This is a genomic window from Terriglobus saanensis SP1PR4 (assembly GCF_000179915.2).
GTDB classification, from domain to species: domain Bacteria; phylum Acidobacteriota; class Terriglobia; order Terriglobales; family Acidobacteriaceae; genus Terriglobus; species Terriglobus saanensis.
Window position 1 is genome coordinate 1,959,355 of record NC_014963.1, and the last position, 15,927, is coordinate 1,975,281.

Here is a 15,927-nt window from a genome sequence, read left to right on the forward strand (position 1 = left end):
TCGAGTCTCCAAAGCTGGACGTCACCATCTTGCTTTATGAGGACTTTCTTCGGAGGGAGATGGAATGTTAGGGGCCGCGCTAATACACGTCACGGTCAGCGACGCTTTTGGGAAGGATTGCAGCAGCACGGTGCAAACTAAAGAGTTGGTAATTCTAAGTTAGCAAATGTAATCCCTGACCCATTGACAGACAAGGAATCGGAGGTTCATTAATATTCCGACGAGGTGATAAGTCAAAGACTTCGCAGCTATGTATCGATCTCTGTTCTTGTTACTCCTGCACCTCTTCCCCCCAGAAGTTTAGTTACGTATGACTCGTCTCTTGGCACCGGCTCGCTTACAGTCCCAGAGCCAGGGTGCCGAACCTATTTCGTTCGCTTAAACCCGAAAAGGAAACCGGCCATGAAAAACCTACTCAATCGATCCTCCAACTCCTCATTGATCAGCCAACGCGCTTCAACTAACTTCTGGCTTCTTTCTTCGCTCTTGATCGCGCTCCTCACTGTATTCACGGTCAGCGCCTCGGCGCAAAGCTTGTCATGGTCCGCTTCAAGCAGCTTAGGGGTAACAATCAGCGGTGTACCCGGACGCGAAACTCCCGCCGCCGCAGTCTACAACGGACAGATGTATGTCGCGTATACCTCCACTTCCGTGGCGGACCAATTTGGCAACAAGTACGTCTATGTGGGCAGCGGCACCGGCGCAGCTTACTCCGGATTCGGCTATATCAATCCTTCGGGCGGTGTCGCGTCATCGAACACGAATCCCTCGCTTGTGGCCTTCAAGGGCAGGCTATACCTGGCGTTCAACAACGCAGCACCGACAGGAACAGAGTTTACTGACATCGTTAGCTTTGACGGTACTAGCTGGGGAGTCGTAACGGGTCTTCCCGTATCGGGCAATGTGCTCTACTCTCCATCTCTCGCTACAGACGGTACCTATCTCTATGTAGCGCTTCTGGACGCTGCTACGCGGACGATGACGCTATGCAAATCGGCGGATGGGTCCACTTTCAGCTGCACAAACTTTGCCGGAAGTCTCCCTGACTCGTTGGGCTATAACCCAGGTCTAGCTGTCTACAATGGGGTCTTGTACGCGGGTTGGGTGACGAATGCCAATAGCCATGACATGTATTACTACACTTCATCCGACCAAGGAGTGACATGGACCAAGAGCAACGCTCTGGACGGCAGCCAATCTTCGTGCGCACCGCATCTCGGTGCACATAACGGGATTCTCTGGTACGACGTCCGGACCAATGATGATGCTCACAAGTTCTCCCAGCGATACACAACGAATGGGGTTAGTTGGGCGAATGGTGCGGATGCGCATCTTGCGATGGAAGGAGAACCCGCAATTCAGGATGGATCGGGTCTTTCGATCTTTTCTCAATATTTTTACCTCTTCTACGCTTCGAATGACGGAACCAACACGCTTAATGTGACGCTCGGAAGTTAGCGCGTTCTGTGTAATCTGCGACCTCACAAGAACGATCATCCCGAAACTCTTGTGTCGGGCGGGACTATGGCAGTCGAAGTTGCTGCCATAGTCCTACCGCCTCGATCTTGATGAGCGCCATGCCTCATCGAATGCAAAACTGGAGAAAGTTGATGGAGAACCAGCAGCTCGGCGATGATTCAGCCACTTACTTCATTAACCAAAAATCCAGTTCTTCTGGTCCGGAGCGATCCATGGCCTATCGCTTGATTGAGCGAAGCCTCTTGTTGGCTCTCTTGTTTGTCTGTGGGATGTATCGCGTGTGGCCCCAGGATAAGAATTGCTATTGTTCTATTTCTGGCTCAATCGTTGAGCAAGAGAATGTCCCCCTCTCTGCGGATGTGCTGATATACAAACTGGAAATTCAAGATGGGCGCGCGACCCCTGCACCGGCATGTACGACGAAGACGGATGGAGAAGGCCGCTATGTTTGTAATCTGCGTTCTAGAGGACAGTACATCGTCCAGGCACATGCACGGCAGCAGCCAGCGCGAGAGAAAGTTAATCTTCCGGCCCCGACAACCATCTATCCCGTGACCTTCTATCCAAATACCACAAACGTAGATACAGCGATTCGACTTGTCATTACCGATGGCGAACGTGGCTCAGCAAACATCATGTTTGCCGCAGTGGAGCCATCCACAATTCATGTGGCGCTTCCGACCAATCCCCCGAGGTCGTCGCTGACTGTGAGCATGCACGGGCATGACTATGATCTTGCTACGGAAATCATTGCAGCGTACAATGCGGCGGCAGGCACCTTCGACATCCATTCCATTTCCCCTGGAATCTATCGCATAGATGCTGGGTGGTATGCCGATGCCGCAGACCATCGGGCCACTGTGACTACAACCACTCAGTCAAATTTGGTCGCAACGATCAACCTCCAGGAAACGACCAACGCACGCATCGAAGGAAAATTGCAAGAAGGCACATGGCCTCAGCTAAAGTGGCCCTCCGCATTGGTTTTGCGATCGACAGGAAACGGGATCCAGAAAGAACTCGCTTCATCGGTCAGCTCTGATGGACGTATTGTATTTCCATCCGTTCCTGCTGGGGAGTATCGATTGGCGGTTCAGGGTGCAGGCGATACGTTTGTGCAGTTGGTAGCGCTCAATGGAAAATCATTGCCCGACGGGCGCATTCCGGTCGCAGTTGGTGAACGCTATGGTCTTCTGGATATTCAATTGAGCAACCTTGCCGCGAGTGTCGAAGGGAAGGTGGACACCGGCTCGGAGACCGGCGCTGTGAGCGTTGTCATTCAATCCGAGTTCGACGGAGAGGTTCGCACACTAACGACGGATCAGCAGAAACACTTCCAGATTATGGGGTTGTCGCCTGGACAGTACCGTCTTTATGCCTGGTCTAGTCTCCAGAATGTGGAGTACCGTAATGCCGATTACCTGGCCCGATTTGTTAGGGACTCTACCGAGGTGAATCTCGATGAGGCGGAGCATGCGACGCAAGTAGAACTTCATCTGTCGCAGCAAGTCGACTAAGCTGTCAAGGAACGATTGAGATAAACCCAGGAATGGACGAGCCATACTGACAGGTCTACACACTGACGTTATTTCTTTCTAAGGTGCTGTCCGCATGGATTCTTCGAAGCCAAAGCTAGCACTCCTGCGTACTTTGATATTGTCAACTAGGCCATTCAAGCTTAGATCAGACGCGGTTGGGGGGGAGATGCCGTACTCGTGACACAAGTCCGTCAGCGACATCTCTTCCTTCTGGTAGCTCGATAAGAACTGTAAGCGTTGGTCGTTCCGCGTTCAAAGACGCACGCTGCCACCGAAACACATGGCGCACACCGCACTCGTACCACTTGGGACGGAAACTGGAACCGTCTCCGTCTGTCTCACCGACGGAAAGCGTGTCGATCCCCCAGCAAAGCACCGTTGAACCCAACGGCGCCATCTGCAGAGCCGACACGTTGCAAATGATGACCACAGATCTCAAGGGACAACCCACTCCCGACCCATCACACGTCGCCAACGTGTGATGTGCGGATTCATTCACACGACGAGCTGCACAAGTTGGAGACGATCGCCGCCGCAGGCGTCTCCGTGCCCCACCCTTTCCTAAACGGGCGACACGTGTTCGGGATACTAGTTAGACAGCGCAACCCAAATAGTCGTAGTGTCCCTTATCGGTCGCCGCGACCCTCCGAAGACCCCTAGTGTCTATATCGAAGCACCAAATATCAGAGGTTTTGTTCTTTCCGTCGTACAACGGCAGAAAAACGCTATTTGTTCTAGCGCACCAAGCGCCTCTGTTTCCTCGAAACGACAAGCCTCTCATCTCAGCTCGATCCAGCAGCAGGATTGGCTGAGAACCTTTGTGAGGCATAAGCTGAAGACCTTTGGTTCCTAAGATAAGAATATCCTTCGTTACCGGCGAGAATAACGCCGTTGCCGTGCCGGAAGGAGCGCCAGTCACACTGTCGAGTCGCCCCGACGAAAGGTTCAAGATCTGTAAGTCTGTATTTGCTTTCAAGTCCTCTCGACTGTAGCGGATCAGTAGCACTTCCTTTGCATCCCCGGAGACATCTAGCAACTTGTACCAAAGCAGATTAGACGAAGAATCGCCAATCTTTTTTGTGAGTTCGAAGCTGTGGACGACAGTACCAGACCCAACATCGTAGAGATCCAGTGCAATCGACTTCCTGTCGGTGCCTATGGTCTGTGAAAGCAACCGAGTTCCTGACGAGAAGAGTAAGGGGGAGCCAAACCATCCGGAAGGATGTGGAAGTTCTTTATATTCCCATTTACCCCCGATGTTTTGCCATAGTCCTAAAAAGGATCGATAGGTCTTGTTCTTATACTCTTTGCAGTTGATGAGGAGCCGATTGCCACTTAGCGAAAGACCGGAAAGTGTCGACAACGTGCGGTCCAAAAAAACGCGATCGTAGTCGCTACCATCGGATCGCATTATATAAAGTGCATCGCTTAGTGGCTTGTCGCCTATCCTAAGAAACGCAATGTCATCACTGTGGACCACTCTACTCGCGCAGCCCACAGTAGATAACAACAAACTTGCAAGCAGACCCCTCATATTTACAGAAGACAATGCCATCTAAAAATAGCCCCCGAGCCTCCTACCTGCGCATCCAACTGTGCCTGCAAATTAGGATCAGTGCAAGCTGGTTCAGCCTGGCTCCAATCCATTTGGATGTACCAGGACGAATTCGTGATGGCGTCGGGATGATCGCTGATACCGTCTGCCGTTTCTGTCGTTCCAGAAAACGTGCTAGCGCTACCTGCCGAGCCTCCTGTTGGATTCACATAGTTCAGGGAGCCTCTGTCGTTTACACCCCCAAGATAGGTTTCATCGAGGGGATTTGCTTCAAGTGCAACCGTGGTGACGTCGCGAATGCCACCGTTGAATGCCTTCTCGCCACAAGAAAAGGTGAAGAACATCAAGGCAAAGGGTGAAGCTCCGATAAGCACGGCTTTTGCTAGAAGTATCATGGGGTCGCCTCTCCAGATCGAAATCAGTTAGTTGATATAGGTCGAAACGATATTGGCATTCATATCCACGCGTCGGATCGCATTATTACCTGAATCGGCTACATATAGGTAGCCGTTCGCGATTGCAATCCCTGTTGGCTTGTCGAACTTGGCAGATGTAGATGCTCCGTCCACGAGGCCACTTTGACCGCCAATCCCAGCATACGTGGTCACATTTCCCGCGGAATCCATTCTTCGTATGCAGTTGTTGAAGGTGTCGGCGATGTAGTACGCGCCGTCGCCTGAGTTGTAGACTACCTGTGTCGGTTTATTGAACCGGGCGCTGTTGCCCTGGCCGTCAGCATATCCGGCAGTGCCATTTCCCGCTAGAGTGGTGACTTGATTCGCACCGTTCAGTAAGCGGATCGCATGGTTTCCGGAGTCGACAATCAATGTGCCAATAGGGGTAGCCAATGCAACTGTGGGATAGCTAAAGCGCGCTACGCTGAGGTTGCCATCTATGAAACCTGGTACTTGAGATGCGATCAAAGTGCCAGCGTTATTGTTGGCGTCCATTGTGCGAATAGAGTTGTTGCCGGTATCTCCAATGAGGAGGCCGTCCGTCGCGAAGCCCGTAGGTGAATTGAATCTAGACGCGGAACCGTTGCCGTCGGCATCTCCTAGACTTCCGCCACCCATGGTTACAACCTGCCCATTTGGCAGTCCATTTACCGACTGACAAGTGACCTGGTCGCCCGGTGCCTGTATGCACATACGTCGGATTGCGTTATTACCAGTGTCATTGATTCGAATCTCGATAAGACGAAGCCGCGTGGGAGGAAAGCCCGGACCGCTTTGGATATCTTGCGCAGTGTAGACGGCGGACAACCCCGTTGGGGTATTGAATTGGGCGCTGGCAGGGCTACCGTCGTTGTACCCCGCTGTTCCCGATCCCGCCAACACACTCAGCGTTCCAAGACTCGGATTGAACATCTTAATAACGTTGTTTCCCGTGTCCGCAATGTATAGGTTCCCATTAGCCACGGCGAGACCAGTTGGGTTGTGAAGGTTGTTAAAAGTGTAGTGAGCGTAACCAGTGAAATCGACGACGTTTGGCCCGTCGGCAAATACGGATGAGATTGGGATCCGGTTGAATGAGATCAAACTGACCGCTGCAATAAGAATCATCAGCGGCAATATAGAAATCCTCATACGCTTCGTGCTTGCATGCATCCTCCTCAGAGCGCGTTGCTAGAGTGCGGCTGGAGTGATCGTCGGATCATGTTCACCTGGAGAAGAATCGGTTAACTGTTTCAACCCATTTTCAATGGGGAATACCCGTTCCAGTTACGATGCGGCGCGTCTATCGGCGCCTCTGAGATCAGAAAAATAGTAACGCCTCTTGCGAGGAATGGATCAACCGGCTTCAAAAAGGGCTGACCGACCTCCCAATTTGGGAATCATTTGATCTGTGCATGCCAATAAGTTCTGACAGCTCATCAAGACTAAGAAAGGGTTCATCATTCTTCACTCCATCTATGCTGCTTCTTACCGCCGCAACGGGAACGTTAGGAGCAAACACCAGCGCTCCGCGCTAAACAAGGACACCAAACCTCCTAAGAGGTGAGTATACCGGGACACGCGTTACACATTGGACCGGGGACATCCATTACAAGTCCTTTGCGGTGGTACTGGCTTAAGTTAACCTTATGGCTATCGCTTCTAAATACTTAATCTCGTCGTCGGGGCCGTGGGAATGTGGTAATCCCGAAGGGATTTCCAAAGAGTGTGGAAAGGGTGGAAAGCCGGCTTTATGGCTTTCCATACTCTGTCATTTCCATGGCCGCAGGGATCAGATAGACGGGTTCAGCTCTGCGCTGGAACTTCGATCACGACTGCCAAGCCACCGAATCGAAAGACCGCAAGACGCGCCTCGATCTCGCGATGCTGCTAGCGCGCGTAGGCGAGACCGAGAAGGCAAACGAGCTTGCCGACGTGCTCAGCCGCGAATACCCGTTGGACACGCTTACACAGAACTATTCACTGCCTATTGTTAGTGCCGCTGTCCGGTTACAGGAGAACGACCCGGCGGGCGCGATAGAAAGCCTCCGTCCAACCGTGAAGTATGAGTTCTCCATCCCGGACACCCTGAACAGCGTCTATCCGGCGTACCTACGTGGCCTCGCTTATCTGCAGATGGGCAACGGGGCACTCGCTGTTCCCGAATTTGAAAAAGTAATCGACCATCCTGGGATCGTAGGCCGATTCGTGATCGGAGCTTTGGCACGACTGCAGCTGGCGCGTGCCAGGGCAATGTCCGGCGACAAAACGTTGGCAAAGAAAAGCTATGAGGAATTCCTCGATCTTTGGAGAGGTGCCGACCTGGACCTTCCAATTTACCGCAAAGCCAAAATCGAATATACGAAATTGGAATAATCGGACACTTCGATTTTATTGAGTGCCATGAGCCAGCTTCCTTAATCGATGGGATTCCTGATCGGCCGCTTGAATGAGGAGAACAGGTCAAAGCACGTTTTGAGCCCGGAGCTAGCTCGCTGCAGGGGGAACACCGGCGCTTTAGCAACCTTCCTATATCGAGGAATTTGTCAGCTTAAACTCCATCGTCTCGACTCCGCGAACCACTCGAACTTTCTTTGTCTTTGGCTCGGAGTGATTCAGGATCTTGCGAAGGTCCACTAGGGATATAACTGCTTGTCTCTCAACGGAAATGACGAGATCGCCCTTCCGGAAGCCGAGTTCTTCAGCCCGGCTGCCCGCTGCAATCTGCTTGACAAGCAGACCTGGGATATCGGGAAGGCCAACAGCTCGCCGCATTTTCGCCGAGGCGCGAGAATCGAGCAGAGTCATGCCGAGGTAAAGCTGACGACCGTGGGCGACCTCTTCTTCGAGGCTGACCAGCCACTTGCGCAGCAAGCCAATGAGCTGCGTCCGTTCCGTTCGACTAAGCCCCGCGACCAGGCTGCTTTCATTTTCAAGATGCGCAGGAATCACGGTTTCTAAAAGGTCCACGCCTTTGGTAGTCAGAGTGACGAAGACAGAGCGACGGTCTTCACTATCCGGCGACCGGTTCACCAGGCCTTGCTTCTGGAGGGCGTCGATCCTCAGACTCATGCTCCCGGAAGTGCGGAAAAGACTGCGCATCAGATCGCGCTGCGTCAGCTTATAGGGTTTGCCGCTCCGACGAAGTGCGGCCAACACATCGAACGATGCCCTTGAGATCTGAAACTCTTCGAACTTCGCTTCCAGAGCGCGATCGATATGTTCCATGATGCGGCCCGCCCGCCCGATGATCTCAACCGGAGCCAGATCGTAGTCGGGCCTTTCCGCTTTCCACTGTTGAACTACTCGATCGACGTGGTCTATAGGCATAGCTCATGTCACCCTATCCGGGTTGGCTCTGTCAAAAGCAGATTGGGTATTAGTTGCTTTAGGTCAAGCGAATATTTAGGATGAGTTCAGGAAGTGGAGGGCAGATGGAGTTCAAGGACTATCAGATCGTCTCGAATGGCATCTCCTTCCACGTCACCGAGATTGGGGATGGGCTGGCCGTGCTCTTCTGTCACGGGTTTCCGGACACCTCTTATACGTGGCGACGGCAGATGAAGGCAGTTGCATCTGTAGGCTATCGAGCCATCGCTCCGGATATGCGCGGATATGGGCGCAGTTCAGCACCATCAGATCCAGCTTTGTACACGCCGCTGCACACCGCCGGTGATCTAGTCGGACTCCTTGACACACTGAATCTTCCCAACGCGGTAATTGTCGGTCACGACTGGGGCGCAACCCATGCCTGGAATGCCGCCATGATGCGTCCCGACCGATTCAAGGCGGTGTTTTGCCTGGCGGTACCCTATTTTCCGCGTGGTGATGTCAGCGTCTTCGAGCGGATGCGAGCCACTGGACATGAGGACGACTTCTACATGTTCGAACAGATAAAACCGGAGGCCGATCAGGTTTGGGCGGACGCTGCCGTCACGATTCCGGGCATTTTGTATTGGGCATCGGGTTCAGCCCCTGCAGACCAGCGATGGAACCCGTTGGATCCTGCACGGAGCCTGCATCGCGCTGCTTCCGGGCCATTGCCTTCATGGGTGGAACCGGAGTACTTGGCTCACAACATCGCGGAATTCCAACGCACCGGCTTTCACGGGGCATTGAACTACTATCGCGCCGCTGAACTCTATTTCGATCTCTCCGCTGCCTGGAAAGGAGCGAAGATCACCCAACCGTCGTTTTACATTTCGGGAAAGGCAGACGGCCTGGCTGCGCTTTATCCCCCTGCGGAAAAGCTTCGCGCTGGCCTTCCAGGCCTCGTCGGGAATCTGGAACTCGACAACGTAGGTCACTGGATACAACACGAGGCCTCCGCTGAAGTCAGCGAACAGCTCGTGAAGTTCTTGCGCAGCGTAAACCCCGTGTAAAGGAACACAAGATGACAACATCCGTCCCACTGACCGAGGCCGCATTCAGCTCGCCACGTCACACGACGCACTATTGGGAGGTCGGCCCTGCCGATGGCCCATTGATGATCTTCCTCCACGGGTGGCCCGAGATCGGATTGGTATGGCGTTCACAGATCGAGGCCTTCGCCTCTGACGGCTGGCATTGCATTGCGCCGAATATGCGCGGCTACGGCAACTCTTCTGTACCGACCGCATCGGTAGCCTACGCTCTGGAAGAGATCGTCGAAGACATGGTCGAACTGCATGATCATCTTGGCGCAAGCCCTGCGATCTGGATCGGGCACGACCTCGGAAGCCCCGTTGTTGGGGCACTGGCCGCGCATCACCCGAAGCTAAGCCGGGGCATCGTTTTTGTTTCCGTCCCCTATATACCGGATGGCTTCGCGCTTCCCAATCTTCTGCCGCCCATCGACCGCAAGCTTTATCCCATCGATCAGTACCCGGACGGACAATGGGACTACTACCGCTTTTACCTGACCCACTTCGAACAGACGGTCGCCGATTTCGATGCAGATATCCGCGCAAGCCTCGCGGCGATCTTCCGAAGTGGAAGTCCCGAATTGGCAGGTAAGATGTACCGCTCGGCCATCACCACGCGCAACGGCGGTTGGTTTGGTTCGGAGCACCACGCTCCGGCGCTGGAGCCTGATCCTGCACTTTGGCCTCCGTCTGACTTTGAGATTCTCGTCGATTCATTCCGCGTGAACGGATTCCGGCCCGGCAACTCCTGGTATTTGAACGATGCCGCCAACGTAGCGTACGCTCACGCAGCGCCGGACGGCGGGAAACTGCGCCAGCCCGTGCTGTTTATCAACGGTGAGTTCGACGGCCTCTGCGATATCACCCACAATCGCTCCGGCGAAGCCATGAGCAACGCGTGCCAAAACCTGACTGTAACAAGCCTACTTTCCGGTCACTGGCTGCCGCTCGAACGCAAGGCGGAAGTCACTAAGTCTGTGCGGTCCTGGCTCACTACGAAGGCACTCTAATTCGCATCGCAAAGCAACACTCAAGGAAAACATGGCCAGTCCCACCACACCTCCCGTCCTGAATCCGCTTTCGTCGCTTAAGATCAACCACACCGCCATCCGCGTGCCGGACTTTGACACAGCGGTGGCTTGGTACGCAGACAAACTAGACTTTCGCTTGAAGCAATCCGCGTTTGTAGCCGGGCTCAGTTTTGGTTTTCTTTACCCGGCCGGGGACGAGAGCTTTCATTTCGAATTGCTGGCCGGCCAAGGCGCTGCAGAACGACCAGCTTATAAGGATCTCCATGACAGCTACCGTATGTCTGGCTGGCATCACCTGGGGTTCCGTGTCGATAGCGTCGACGCTGTCATCGACGAACTGAAGTGCCGTGACGTGACGATCGCCAGCGAGCCGCACGATGTACCTGCCATGGGCCTCCGTGTAGCCTTCTTCGCGGATCCTTGGGACAATCTCTTCGAGGTTATCCAGCCCATACCCCAATGAGAGACGGACAGGCGATTACCTCAGGTGTCGATCCACACCATGGCTTGGTGATTCTCAAGCAAACATTGGTCCTCGTAAGTTGGCTTCTGTTTATCAACTCCGGCCCCAATTGGCGATATCAGGTCGACGCACTCATTGAGGAGTTCTTCCGCGGAGAATCCGGGAGTGGTCCCGGCACACGCATATGTCATGTATTGGGTGGCCTCGATGGTTCGTTAAGGGGCCAATAACCAGAAAAATCTGTTGCGTGTAGTGGTGTATAGAGCGGTTGGTATCGTGCATTTTCAGTTAGTTGTGTGCCGCTGCCAAATGCGCAGGAAGAAAGCACTATTCGAACGTGCCTGTATCCCATTCTGAATGTGTTTCTTACAGCAACACCGCTCAGTAACGAGGGTCCATTAGGGTCCAATAAAGTCCGGCCTCTATCATTCCTCTGCGGGTAGACCAGTTCGGTTGGTTTATCGCCGGGTCTGTAGTGCTCGCCTGTTACAGGCTCTTCCTGAACTCTTCGAAAATCGACTCGGCAAGCTGTTGGACATCTATGTTGTGCTCTTCTTTCTCGTTTCTCAAATTGTGGCGAAGGTGCGTTTCACCAATCAGCTGGCAACCCCATCTCTCTGGGCGGGGCCTTCGTCGTAGTGGGCGGCTTGATCATGACCCTTTGGAAGGGCTGACCGCCTGTGTACGCGACGTCGACCGAGGCGATCAGAATGCGAACTCTGATCGCCTCGGTCAATTGCATGGGCAAAACGCGATCCCAAGGCAATTCTCGCTTGCGTCCGGAACACCGGTCGCTCCCCGATGGATTCAGCCGATTCTTCAGCGATCCATCCACTCAAGAACCGGTCCGAGTAAGTACGCGACGAAGAAGCCGCCGTACCAGATGAGTGCAGAGACCCAGAGGAGAATGCGGCTCAACTTGCTGACTTCACCGCAAGTTGTTGGATCATCGGACGCACAAGCCTCACCGTTTCTCAGCCGAGGTGCAGTCACATAGGTGACGACGAAACTTGCAGCGATCAGCGTTCCTGCGATGCTGAACGTCCACACCTTATGGCGGGAGAGACTAACCAGCCACGGAGCTGCGGAAAGCAGTGACGCGACCGTAGTTCCCAGTCCCAGAAGTACGAGGATGGAAGGCAATGCACAACAGACCAGGGTGCTGAATGAACTGAATAATGAAAAGTAGTTGAGCCGGGCTGCTCGCTTTGCCCTGCGCTCAGGGGTGAGAGGAATGCTGGTTGAGGTCACTGCGCCTCCGAGATGGTGTTGTAGCGCAAGATGTCGGGCACTCTGCCTTTTGCGGCCTGCGGCAGCGTTCCGGCGACAATTACAGTCTTGCCGAGAAGGGCTGTGAAGTCTTTCGAAGTTGCTACCGGTTTCAGCGCGAAGCGGTCTTGGGTTCCAATCACCGCAGACCTCCGTTCCACACACAACCAGCCGGAATGGTTCCTGCCTTTAAGTACCTCGGTGGGTGGCCTCACTCCCGAACAAGCCAAGTGGATTCCCACCAACTCCGCAGGCAGGTTAATCCTAATGCAAACCACTCTGTAGGAATGATCGCGAACCATATCCTGTTTTGGGACCGTCATGCTCTTGCGCAACTAAAGGGTGAGCCCCCCACAAATCCGAACACCAATGACGAGACTTTCAACGACTTCAATCCTGTGAACTGGGCGAACACCGTACGCGATCTGGATACGGTGATGAACTCGCTCGAACAACTCGATCAGCAAGCCGATTCGGCTACGCTCCTCAGGATCGCTCCTACGATTGGGCGGATCAGCACACACAACGCCTACCATACCGGTCAGATCTTCTATGTCCGTAAGCTCCAGGGCACCCGGAAGCTCGATAACGATGTCAGCTGAAGCCTTTGATGCTTGGGGACTACGGAAATACCGGGTTGCCGGGCTCACTTGACTACCGCATCGCTGGAGTCAATACTCAGTGATGTATATGCATCATCGAAATGAATAAAATTCGGAGGGTTGTCCATGAAGTACATCAACTTGTGCCACTACATAGATGATTTGAATCGGGTCGCAGAGCTCAGGCCCGCGCACAGGCAATACATGGCGCAATTGGATTCAGAGAACAAGTTATGGGCGGCGGGTCCGTTTTCGGATGGCACGGGAGCACTCTTTATCTACGAGGCTGCGGATGCCCATGCGGCCGAAGAGATACTTCATGCCGACCCCTATTTCACGGGCGGCGCTTTAGGGAAGTTTGAACTGACTGCGTGGAATCCAGCCCTATATAACGCCGACTTACAGGGAGCTTCCTCGTAGTGCGTCCATCGGACTGACGTCGTGCGATCTTGGAATGGGCTCGACCTTAGGTCTGGCCTACTCTTCCACGGCGCACTCTGCTAGACGATCCAGTTCGGCGAGCAGTTTCCCGTATTCTCTCTGCCCAAATTTCCCGATGATATTCCGCTGTACTCTTTCCCAGCGTTTGTTGGCAACGGTTAGGAGTTTTCGTCCCTTCGCGGTTATCTCCGCCGTGCGAAACCGAGAGGTGCTCGCGTCTTCCGAGGTGAGCCACCCGTCTCGAATCATCGGCGCGATGGCGCGATACAGCGAGGTTCGATCCATCTCCATTTCCTCGGCGACGCGAACCAGAGGTTCTCCGACGCGTCGCGCAATACAGCGAAGCACAGCTAGTTGGGTAATGTTCACACCGGCCGGCGAGATGGTCGAGTCATAGTGTCGGCCCAATACTCGTGACACCTTCTTCACAGTGGTGCAGGCACAGGGGTCTATTCTCGATGGAAGTGATGTATACACATCGTCAATGTACCATAAACTGCCGCTCCAAGAGAAACAAGTATGATGTATATGCATCTTGACCGCGTCTTCGTCCATCCAAAGTTTGAATAGGAAAGGATACCGTCGTGGGGAACGCCCCAGACGTGCCACCTATCAGGAGCGTTCCGTGATTGATGAATATGTAGTGAAGCACTGTGAGCATGTGTGTACGAAGTCGTTTGAGGAAGTCGTCGAGGCATTTGAAGCTGCCGTCGGTGACGGCGATGATGGCAAATTCTTGAACGGCATGAAAGCTCTCTCCAGGGCAGACGATTGGGAGAGATTGTGTAAAGCAAGCTTTGGTCCGAGTGGTTTCCTCCACGTATTGACGTTCGATCACGGCCACTGGCTAAAGCTGTACGGAATTGAAGCTAAGGCGAAACAGTACACCTATGGCAATCCGCTTCTGGCGCACACGATGATCAAACACGACATCGGTGTCTGTTTTCAGGTGCCGTTCCACGTCCTGATCTACGAGACAGGGGAGGGCGAGGTACGGATTGCATACGATTTGCCATCCACCCTCATGGCTCGTCTTCATAACGATGAAGTGGATGAAGCCGCGCGCCAGATCGACCCTAAGGTCATTGCGTTTGTAGCGGGTCTTGCTGGCGCAGCCGCTTAAGTACCGAAGGAGATCGTATGAACATCGCCACTCAGACCGCTCATCAATTCACGGGAGTAAGGCTCCAAATCGATAGCCCCTTGGCATTTGACGAAGTGCTGCGCCGGCTCCACGAGCAAACGGGCGAATCGACCGTACCGCTCATCAACGAAATAGCGGCCAATAGCGTCTCTTCACAGGAGTTCGATGCCGAGGTGACAAGGCGCTTTGTGGGCCGGAGCGGCTTCATGATATTCGCAAAGATCGAGCACAGCACCTGGATCTCCCGGTATGGAATCAATCGGCGGGTGCTTCGCATTATCCTGGGCAACCCCCTCTTCGCCATCACCATGATGCGGGAGGACATTTCGGCAGGGCTTTTCGCTCCTGTGGAGACGCTGCTCGTCGAAAACGAACCGGGCTCTACGCTGTATTTCGTTCGGCCTTCCACATTGATGGTCACTGTTGACAATCCTCCCCTCCAAGTCGCTGCCCTCGAACTTGATCGCAAACTCGAACTCTTGGTTTCCAGCATTACCGGCCTCTGAGGAGAGACGGCTTCCCAACCTGGAATAAGCGAAGATCTGAAGGAGAATTGCATGAAAGCGATATATTTTGAGAAGTTTGGTACGCGCGACGTCTTGCAGTTTGGCGACAGGCCAGAACCTATACCCCAGAACAATGAATTACTCATCGACGTGGAGCGATCGAGCGTCAACTTCGTCGACATTCGGGAACGGCAAGGAACATACAATCGCCCGGAGACACACGTCGGAGGCATTCAGTTGCCACACGTCTCAGGCCTGCAGGCGGTGGGTAAAGTCGTTGCAGCCGCATCTGAAGGCGACAAGGTCTGGATTGGGAAGAAAGTAGTAGCCTATACACCGAATGGCGGGGGCTATGCCGAAAAGGTGGTCGCCAACCCGCGCTTCTGCGTTGAGATTCCTGAGTCAGCGAATGCTGATCTCTTTGCCGCTTTGCCCAACCAGGGGCTCACGGCATATCTGCTCTTGACCGCATCCACGCAGATTCAGTCCGGCGAGTCGGTGCTAGTTCAAGGTGCGTCAGGAGGCGTAGGGAGCCTCGCTGTTCAGATCGCGAAGATCCTTGGCGCTGGCGAAGTCATCGGGACCGCGAGCACAAGCGAAAAACTGGATTTTATCCGCAGTCTGGGTGCTGATGATGCAGTCGACTACACTCATGACGATTGGCCTCAACGTGTCCTTGAAAGCACCGGAGGGCTGGGCGTCGACGTGCTTCTCGAATCGATCGGCGGAGACATCTTCGAGCAGAACTTTGAGTGCCTTGCACCATTTGGCCGCTACATCATCTTTGGATCAACACGCGGTCCCGGTCAGCCCTTTGCGCCCCGCCGGCTCATGCAGAAGTCTCAAACCATGACAGGGTTCTACCTTCCCGTCTTCCTCGCGAAGCCGGAGCTTATTCACGCGGGAATGGAATTTCTGGTCAAAGCCACGTTGGAAGAGAAGCTTCGCCCTTCAATCGCCAAAGTGCTTCCGTTGAGCCAGACAGCTGAAGCGCATCGCCTTCTGGAAGACCGGGAAGTTCAGGGAACGATTCTTTTGGACACGACAAACGTCTGAGCCAAA

The 15,927-nt window shown here is 53.9% G+C and carries 17 protein-coding genes; 11 read left to right on the plus strand and 6 right to left on the minus strand.

The genetic code is table 11. The features are described from left to right. The first annotated feature begins 402 nt into the window (after positions 1-402). Both ACIPR4_RS08060 and ACIPR4_RS08065 read left to right on the plus strand, forming a co-directional pair. Positions 403-1,458 (plus strand): hypothetical protein, encoded by a 1,056-nt coding sequence (locus ACIPR4_RS08060; RefSeq protein ID WP_013568166.1) that lies wholly within the window; start codon positions 403-405, stop codon positions 1,456-1,458. 152 nt (positions 1,459-1,610) lie between these two features. Further along, positions 1,611-2,996: an MSCRAMM family protein gene (locus tag ACIPR4_RS08065; RefSeq protein WP_013568167.1), complete on the plus strand. Its 1,386-nt coding sequence runs from the start codon at positions 1,611-1,613 to the stop codon at positions 2,994-2,996. Between the two features lie 1,557 nt (positions 2,997-4,553). Here the strand turns inward: ACIPR4_RS08065 and ACIPR4_RS08075 are convergent. Both ACIPR4_RS08075 and ACIPR4_RS08080 read right to left on the minus strand, forming a co-directional pair. Continuing rightward, a complete protein-coding gene (locus tag ACIPR4_RS08075) occupies positions 4,554-4,967 on the minus strand; it encodes a hypothetical protein (protein WP_013568170.1) in 414 nt (137 codons plus the stop codon). Between the two features lie 27 nt (positions 4,968-4,994). Continuing rightward, positions 4,995-6,158 carry an NHL repeat-containing protein gene (locus ACIPR4_RS08080; protein WP_041585989.1) on the minus strand — a complete coding sequence of 388 codons (1,164 nt, stop codon included), beginning with the start codon at positions 6,156-6,158 and terminating at the stop codon, positions 4,995-4,997. A gap of 732 nt (positions 6,159-6,890) precedes the next feature. Here ACIPR4_RS08080 and ACIPR4_RS08085 point away from each other — a divergent pair. Next, positions 6,891-7,382: a tetratricopeptide repeat protein gene (locus ACIPR4_RS08085; protein WP_041585990.1), complete on the plus strand. Its 492-nt coding sequence runs from the start codon at positions 6,891-6,893 to the stop codon at positions 7,380-7,382. A 153-nt stretch (positions 7,383-7,535) separates the two neighbouring features. Here ACIPR4_RS08085 and ACIPR4_RS21575 read toward each other — a convergent pair whose 3' ends face one another. After that, positions 7,536-8,336, minus strand: a complete 801-nt coding sequence (locus ACIPR4_RS21575; protein WP_013568172.1) for a MarR family transcriptional regulator — start codon at positions 8,334-8,336, stop codon at positions 7,536-7,538. 80 nt (positions 8,337-8,416) lie between these two features. On the opposite strand from ACIPR4_RS21575, the gene ACIPR4_RS08095 reads away from it, so the two are divergent. From ACIPR4_RS08095 to ACIPR4_RS08105, 3 genes are read left to right on the plus strand one after another with little or no spacing between them, the layout of a single operon-like run. Continuing rightward, a complete protein-coding gene (locus ACIPR4_RS08095) occupies positions 8,417-9,388 on the plus strand; it encodes an alpha/beta fold hydrolase (RefSeq protein ID WP_245536489.1) in 972 nt (323 codons plus the stop codon). A gap of 11 nt (positions 9,389-9,399) precedes the next feature. Continuing rightward, positions 9,400-10,419, plus strand: coding sequence for an alpha/beta hydrolase (locus ACIPR4_RS08100; RefSeq protein ID WP_013568174.1), 1,020 nt, complete (start codon positions 9,400-9,402; stop codon positions 10,417-10,419). A gap of 31 nt (positions 10,420-10,450) precedes the next feature. Beyond that, positions 10,451-10,903 carry a VOC family protein gene (locus tag ACIPR4_RS08105; RefSeq protein ID WP_013568175.1) on the plus strand — a complete coding sequence of 151 codons (453 nt, stop codon included), beginning with the start codon at positions 10,451-10,453 and terminating at the stop codon, positions 10,901-10,903. An 819-nt stretch (positions 10,904-11,722) separates the two neighbouring features. On the opposite strand, the gene ACIPR4_RS08110 is transcribed toward ACIPR4_RS08105, so the two are convergent. Together ACIPR4_RS08110 and ACIPR4_RS22700 are read right to left on the minus strand one after the other, a co-directional pair. Continuing rightward, positions 11,723-12,154 carry a hypothetical protein gene (locus tag ACIPR4_RS08110; RefSeq protein ID WP_013568177.1) on the minus strand — a complete coding sequence of 144 codons (432 nt, stop codon included), beginning with the start codon at positions 12,152-12,154 and terminating at the stop codon, positions 11,723-11,725. Continuing rightward, positions 12,151-12,315, minus strand: coding sequence for a hypothetical protein (locus tag ACIPR4_RS22700; protein WP_013568178.1), 165 nt, complete (start codon positions 12,313-12,315; stop codon positions 12,151-12,153). Before ACIPR4_RS22700 ends, ACIPR4_RS08110 begins: the two co-directional genes overlap by 4 nt. A gap of 144 nt (positions 12,316-12,459) precedes the next feature. On the opposite strand from ACIPR4_RS22700, the gene ACIPR4_RS08115 reads away from it, so the two are divergent. Both ACIPR4_RS08115 and ACIPR4_RS08120 read left to right on the plus strand, forming a co-directional pair. Continuing rightward, positions 12,460-12,774 (plus strand): hypothetical protein, encoded by a 315-nt coding sequence (locus ACIPR4_RS08115; protein ID WP_049780810.1) that lies wholly within the window; start codon positions 12,460-12,462, stop codon positions 12,772-12,774. Positions 12,775-12,900: 126 nt separating this feature from the next. Further along, positions 12,901-13,194: a YciI family protein gene (locus ACIPR4_RS08120; RefSeq protein WP_013568179.1), complete on the plus strand. Its 294-nt coding sequence runs from the start codon at positions 12,901-12,903 to the stop codon at positions 13,192-13,194. A gap of 57 nt (positions 13,195-13,251) precedes the next feature. Here the strand turns inward: ACIPR4_RS08120 and ACIPR4_RS23620 are convergent, their stop codons facing one another. Continuing rightward, positions 13,252-13,500 (minus strand): helix-turn-helix domain-containing protein, encoded by a 249-nt coding sequence (locus ACIPR4_RS23620; protein WP_144312361.1) that lies wholly within the window; start codon positions 13,498-13,500, stop codon positions 13,252-13,254. 340 nt (positions 13,501-13,840) lie between these two features. Between ACIPR4_RS23620 and ACIPR4_RS08130 the strand changes: the two genes are divergently transcribed. The 3 genes from ACIPR4_RS08130 to ACIPR4_RS08140 are packed head-to-tail and all read left to right on the plus strand — an operon-like array spanning position 13,841 to position 15,921. Then, positions 13,841-14,338, plus strand: a complete 498-nt coding sequence (locus tag ACIPR4_RS08130) for a DUF302 domain-containing protein (RefSeq protein WP_013568181.1) — start codon at positions 13,841-13,843, stop codon at positions 14,336-14,338. Between the two features lie 17 nt (positions 14,339-14,355). Next, the gene (locus ACIPR4_RS08135) at positions 14,356-14,865 is read left to right on the plus strand and encodes a DUF302 domain-containing protein (RefSeq protein ID WP_013568182.1); all 510 of its coding nucleotides are present in this window, start codon (positions 14,356-14,358) and stop codon (positions 14,863-14,865) included. A 51-nt stretch (positions 14,866-14,916) separates the two neighbouring features. Continuing rightward, positions 14,917-15,921 (plus strand): quinone oxidoreductase family protein, encoded by a 1,005-nt coding sequence (locus ACIPR4_RS08140; protein ID WP_013568183.1) that lies wholly within the window; start codon positions 14,917-14,919, stop codon positions 15,919-15,921. Positions 15,922-15,927 lie beyond the last annotated feature (6 nt).

What these genes read in the sequence shown, in the direction of transcription:
- ACIPR4_RS08095 (WP_245536489.1), top strand. Translation starts at nt 8,417, where the DNA reads ATGAGTTCAGGAAGTGGAGGGCAGATGGAGTTCAAGGACTATCAGATC.
- ACIPR4_RS08080 (WP_041585989.1), bottom strand. Translation starts at nt 6,158, where the DNA reads ATGAGGATTTCTATATTGCCGCTGATGATTCTTATTGCAGCGGTCAGT.
- ACIPR4_RS08085 (WP_041585990.1), top strand. Translation starts at nt 6,891, where the DNA reads ATGCTGCTAGCGCGCGTAGGCGAGACCGAGAAGGCAAACGAGCTTGCC.
- ACIPR4_RS21575 (WP_013568172.1), bottom strand. Translation starts at nt 8,336, where the DNA reads ATGCCTATAGACCACGTCGATCGAGTAGTTCAACAGTGGAAAGCGGAA.
- ACIPR4_RS08065 (WP_013568167.1), top strand. Translation starts at nt 1,611, where the DNA reads ATGGAGAACCAGCAGCTCGGCGATGATTCAGCCACTTACTTCATTAAC.
- ACIPR4_RS08135 (WP_013568182.1), top strand. Translation starts at nt 14,356, where the DNA reads ATGAACATCGCCACTCAGACCGCTCATCAATTCACGGGAGTAAGGCTC.
- ACIPR4_RS08115 (WP_049780810.1), top strand. Translation starts at nt 12,460, where the DNA reads ATGATCGCGAACCATATCCTGTTTTGGGACCGTCATGCTCTTGCGCAA.
- ACIPR4_RS08140 (WP_013568183.1), top strand. Translation starts at nt 14,917, where the DNA reads ATGAAAGCGATATATTTTGAGAAGTTTGGTACGCGCGACGTCTTGCAG.
- ACIPR4_RS08105 (WP_013568175.1), top strand. Translation starts at nt 10,451, where the DNA reads ATGGCCAGTCCCACCACACCTCCCGTCCTGAATCCGCTTTCGTCGCTT.
- ACIPR4_RS08120 (WP_013568179.1), top strand. Translation starts at nt 12,901, where the DNA reads ATGAAGTACATCAACTTGTGCCACTACATAGATGATTTGAATCGGGTC.
- ACIPR4_RS23620 (WP_144312361.1), bottom strand. Translation starts at nt 13,500, where the DNA reads ATGGATCGAACCTCGCTGTATCGCGCCATCGCGCCGATGATTCGAGAC.
- ACIPR4_RS08060 (WP_013568166.1), top strand. Translation starts at nt 403, where the DNA reads ATGAAAAACCTACTCAATCGATCCTCCAACTCCTCATTGATCAGCCAA.
- ACIPR4_RS08075 (WP_013568170.1), bottom strand. Translation starts at nt 4,967, where the DNA reads ATGATACTTCTAGCAAAAGCCGTGCTTATCGGAGCTTCACCCTTTGCC.
- ACIPR4_RS08100 (WP_013568174.1), top strand. Translation starts at nt 9,400, where the DNA reads ATGACAACATCCGTCCCACTGACCGAGGCCGCATTCAGCTCGCCACGT.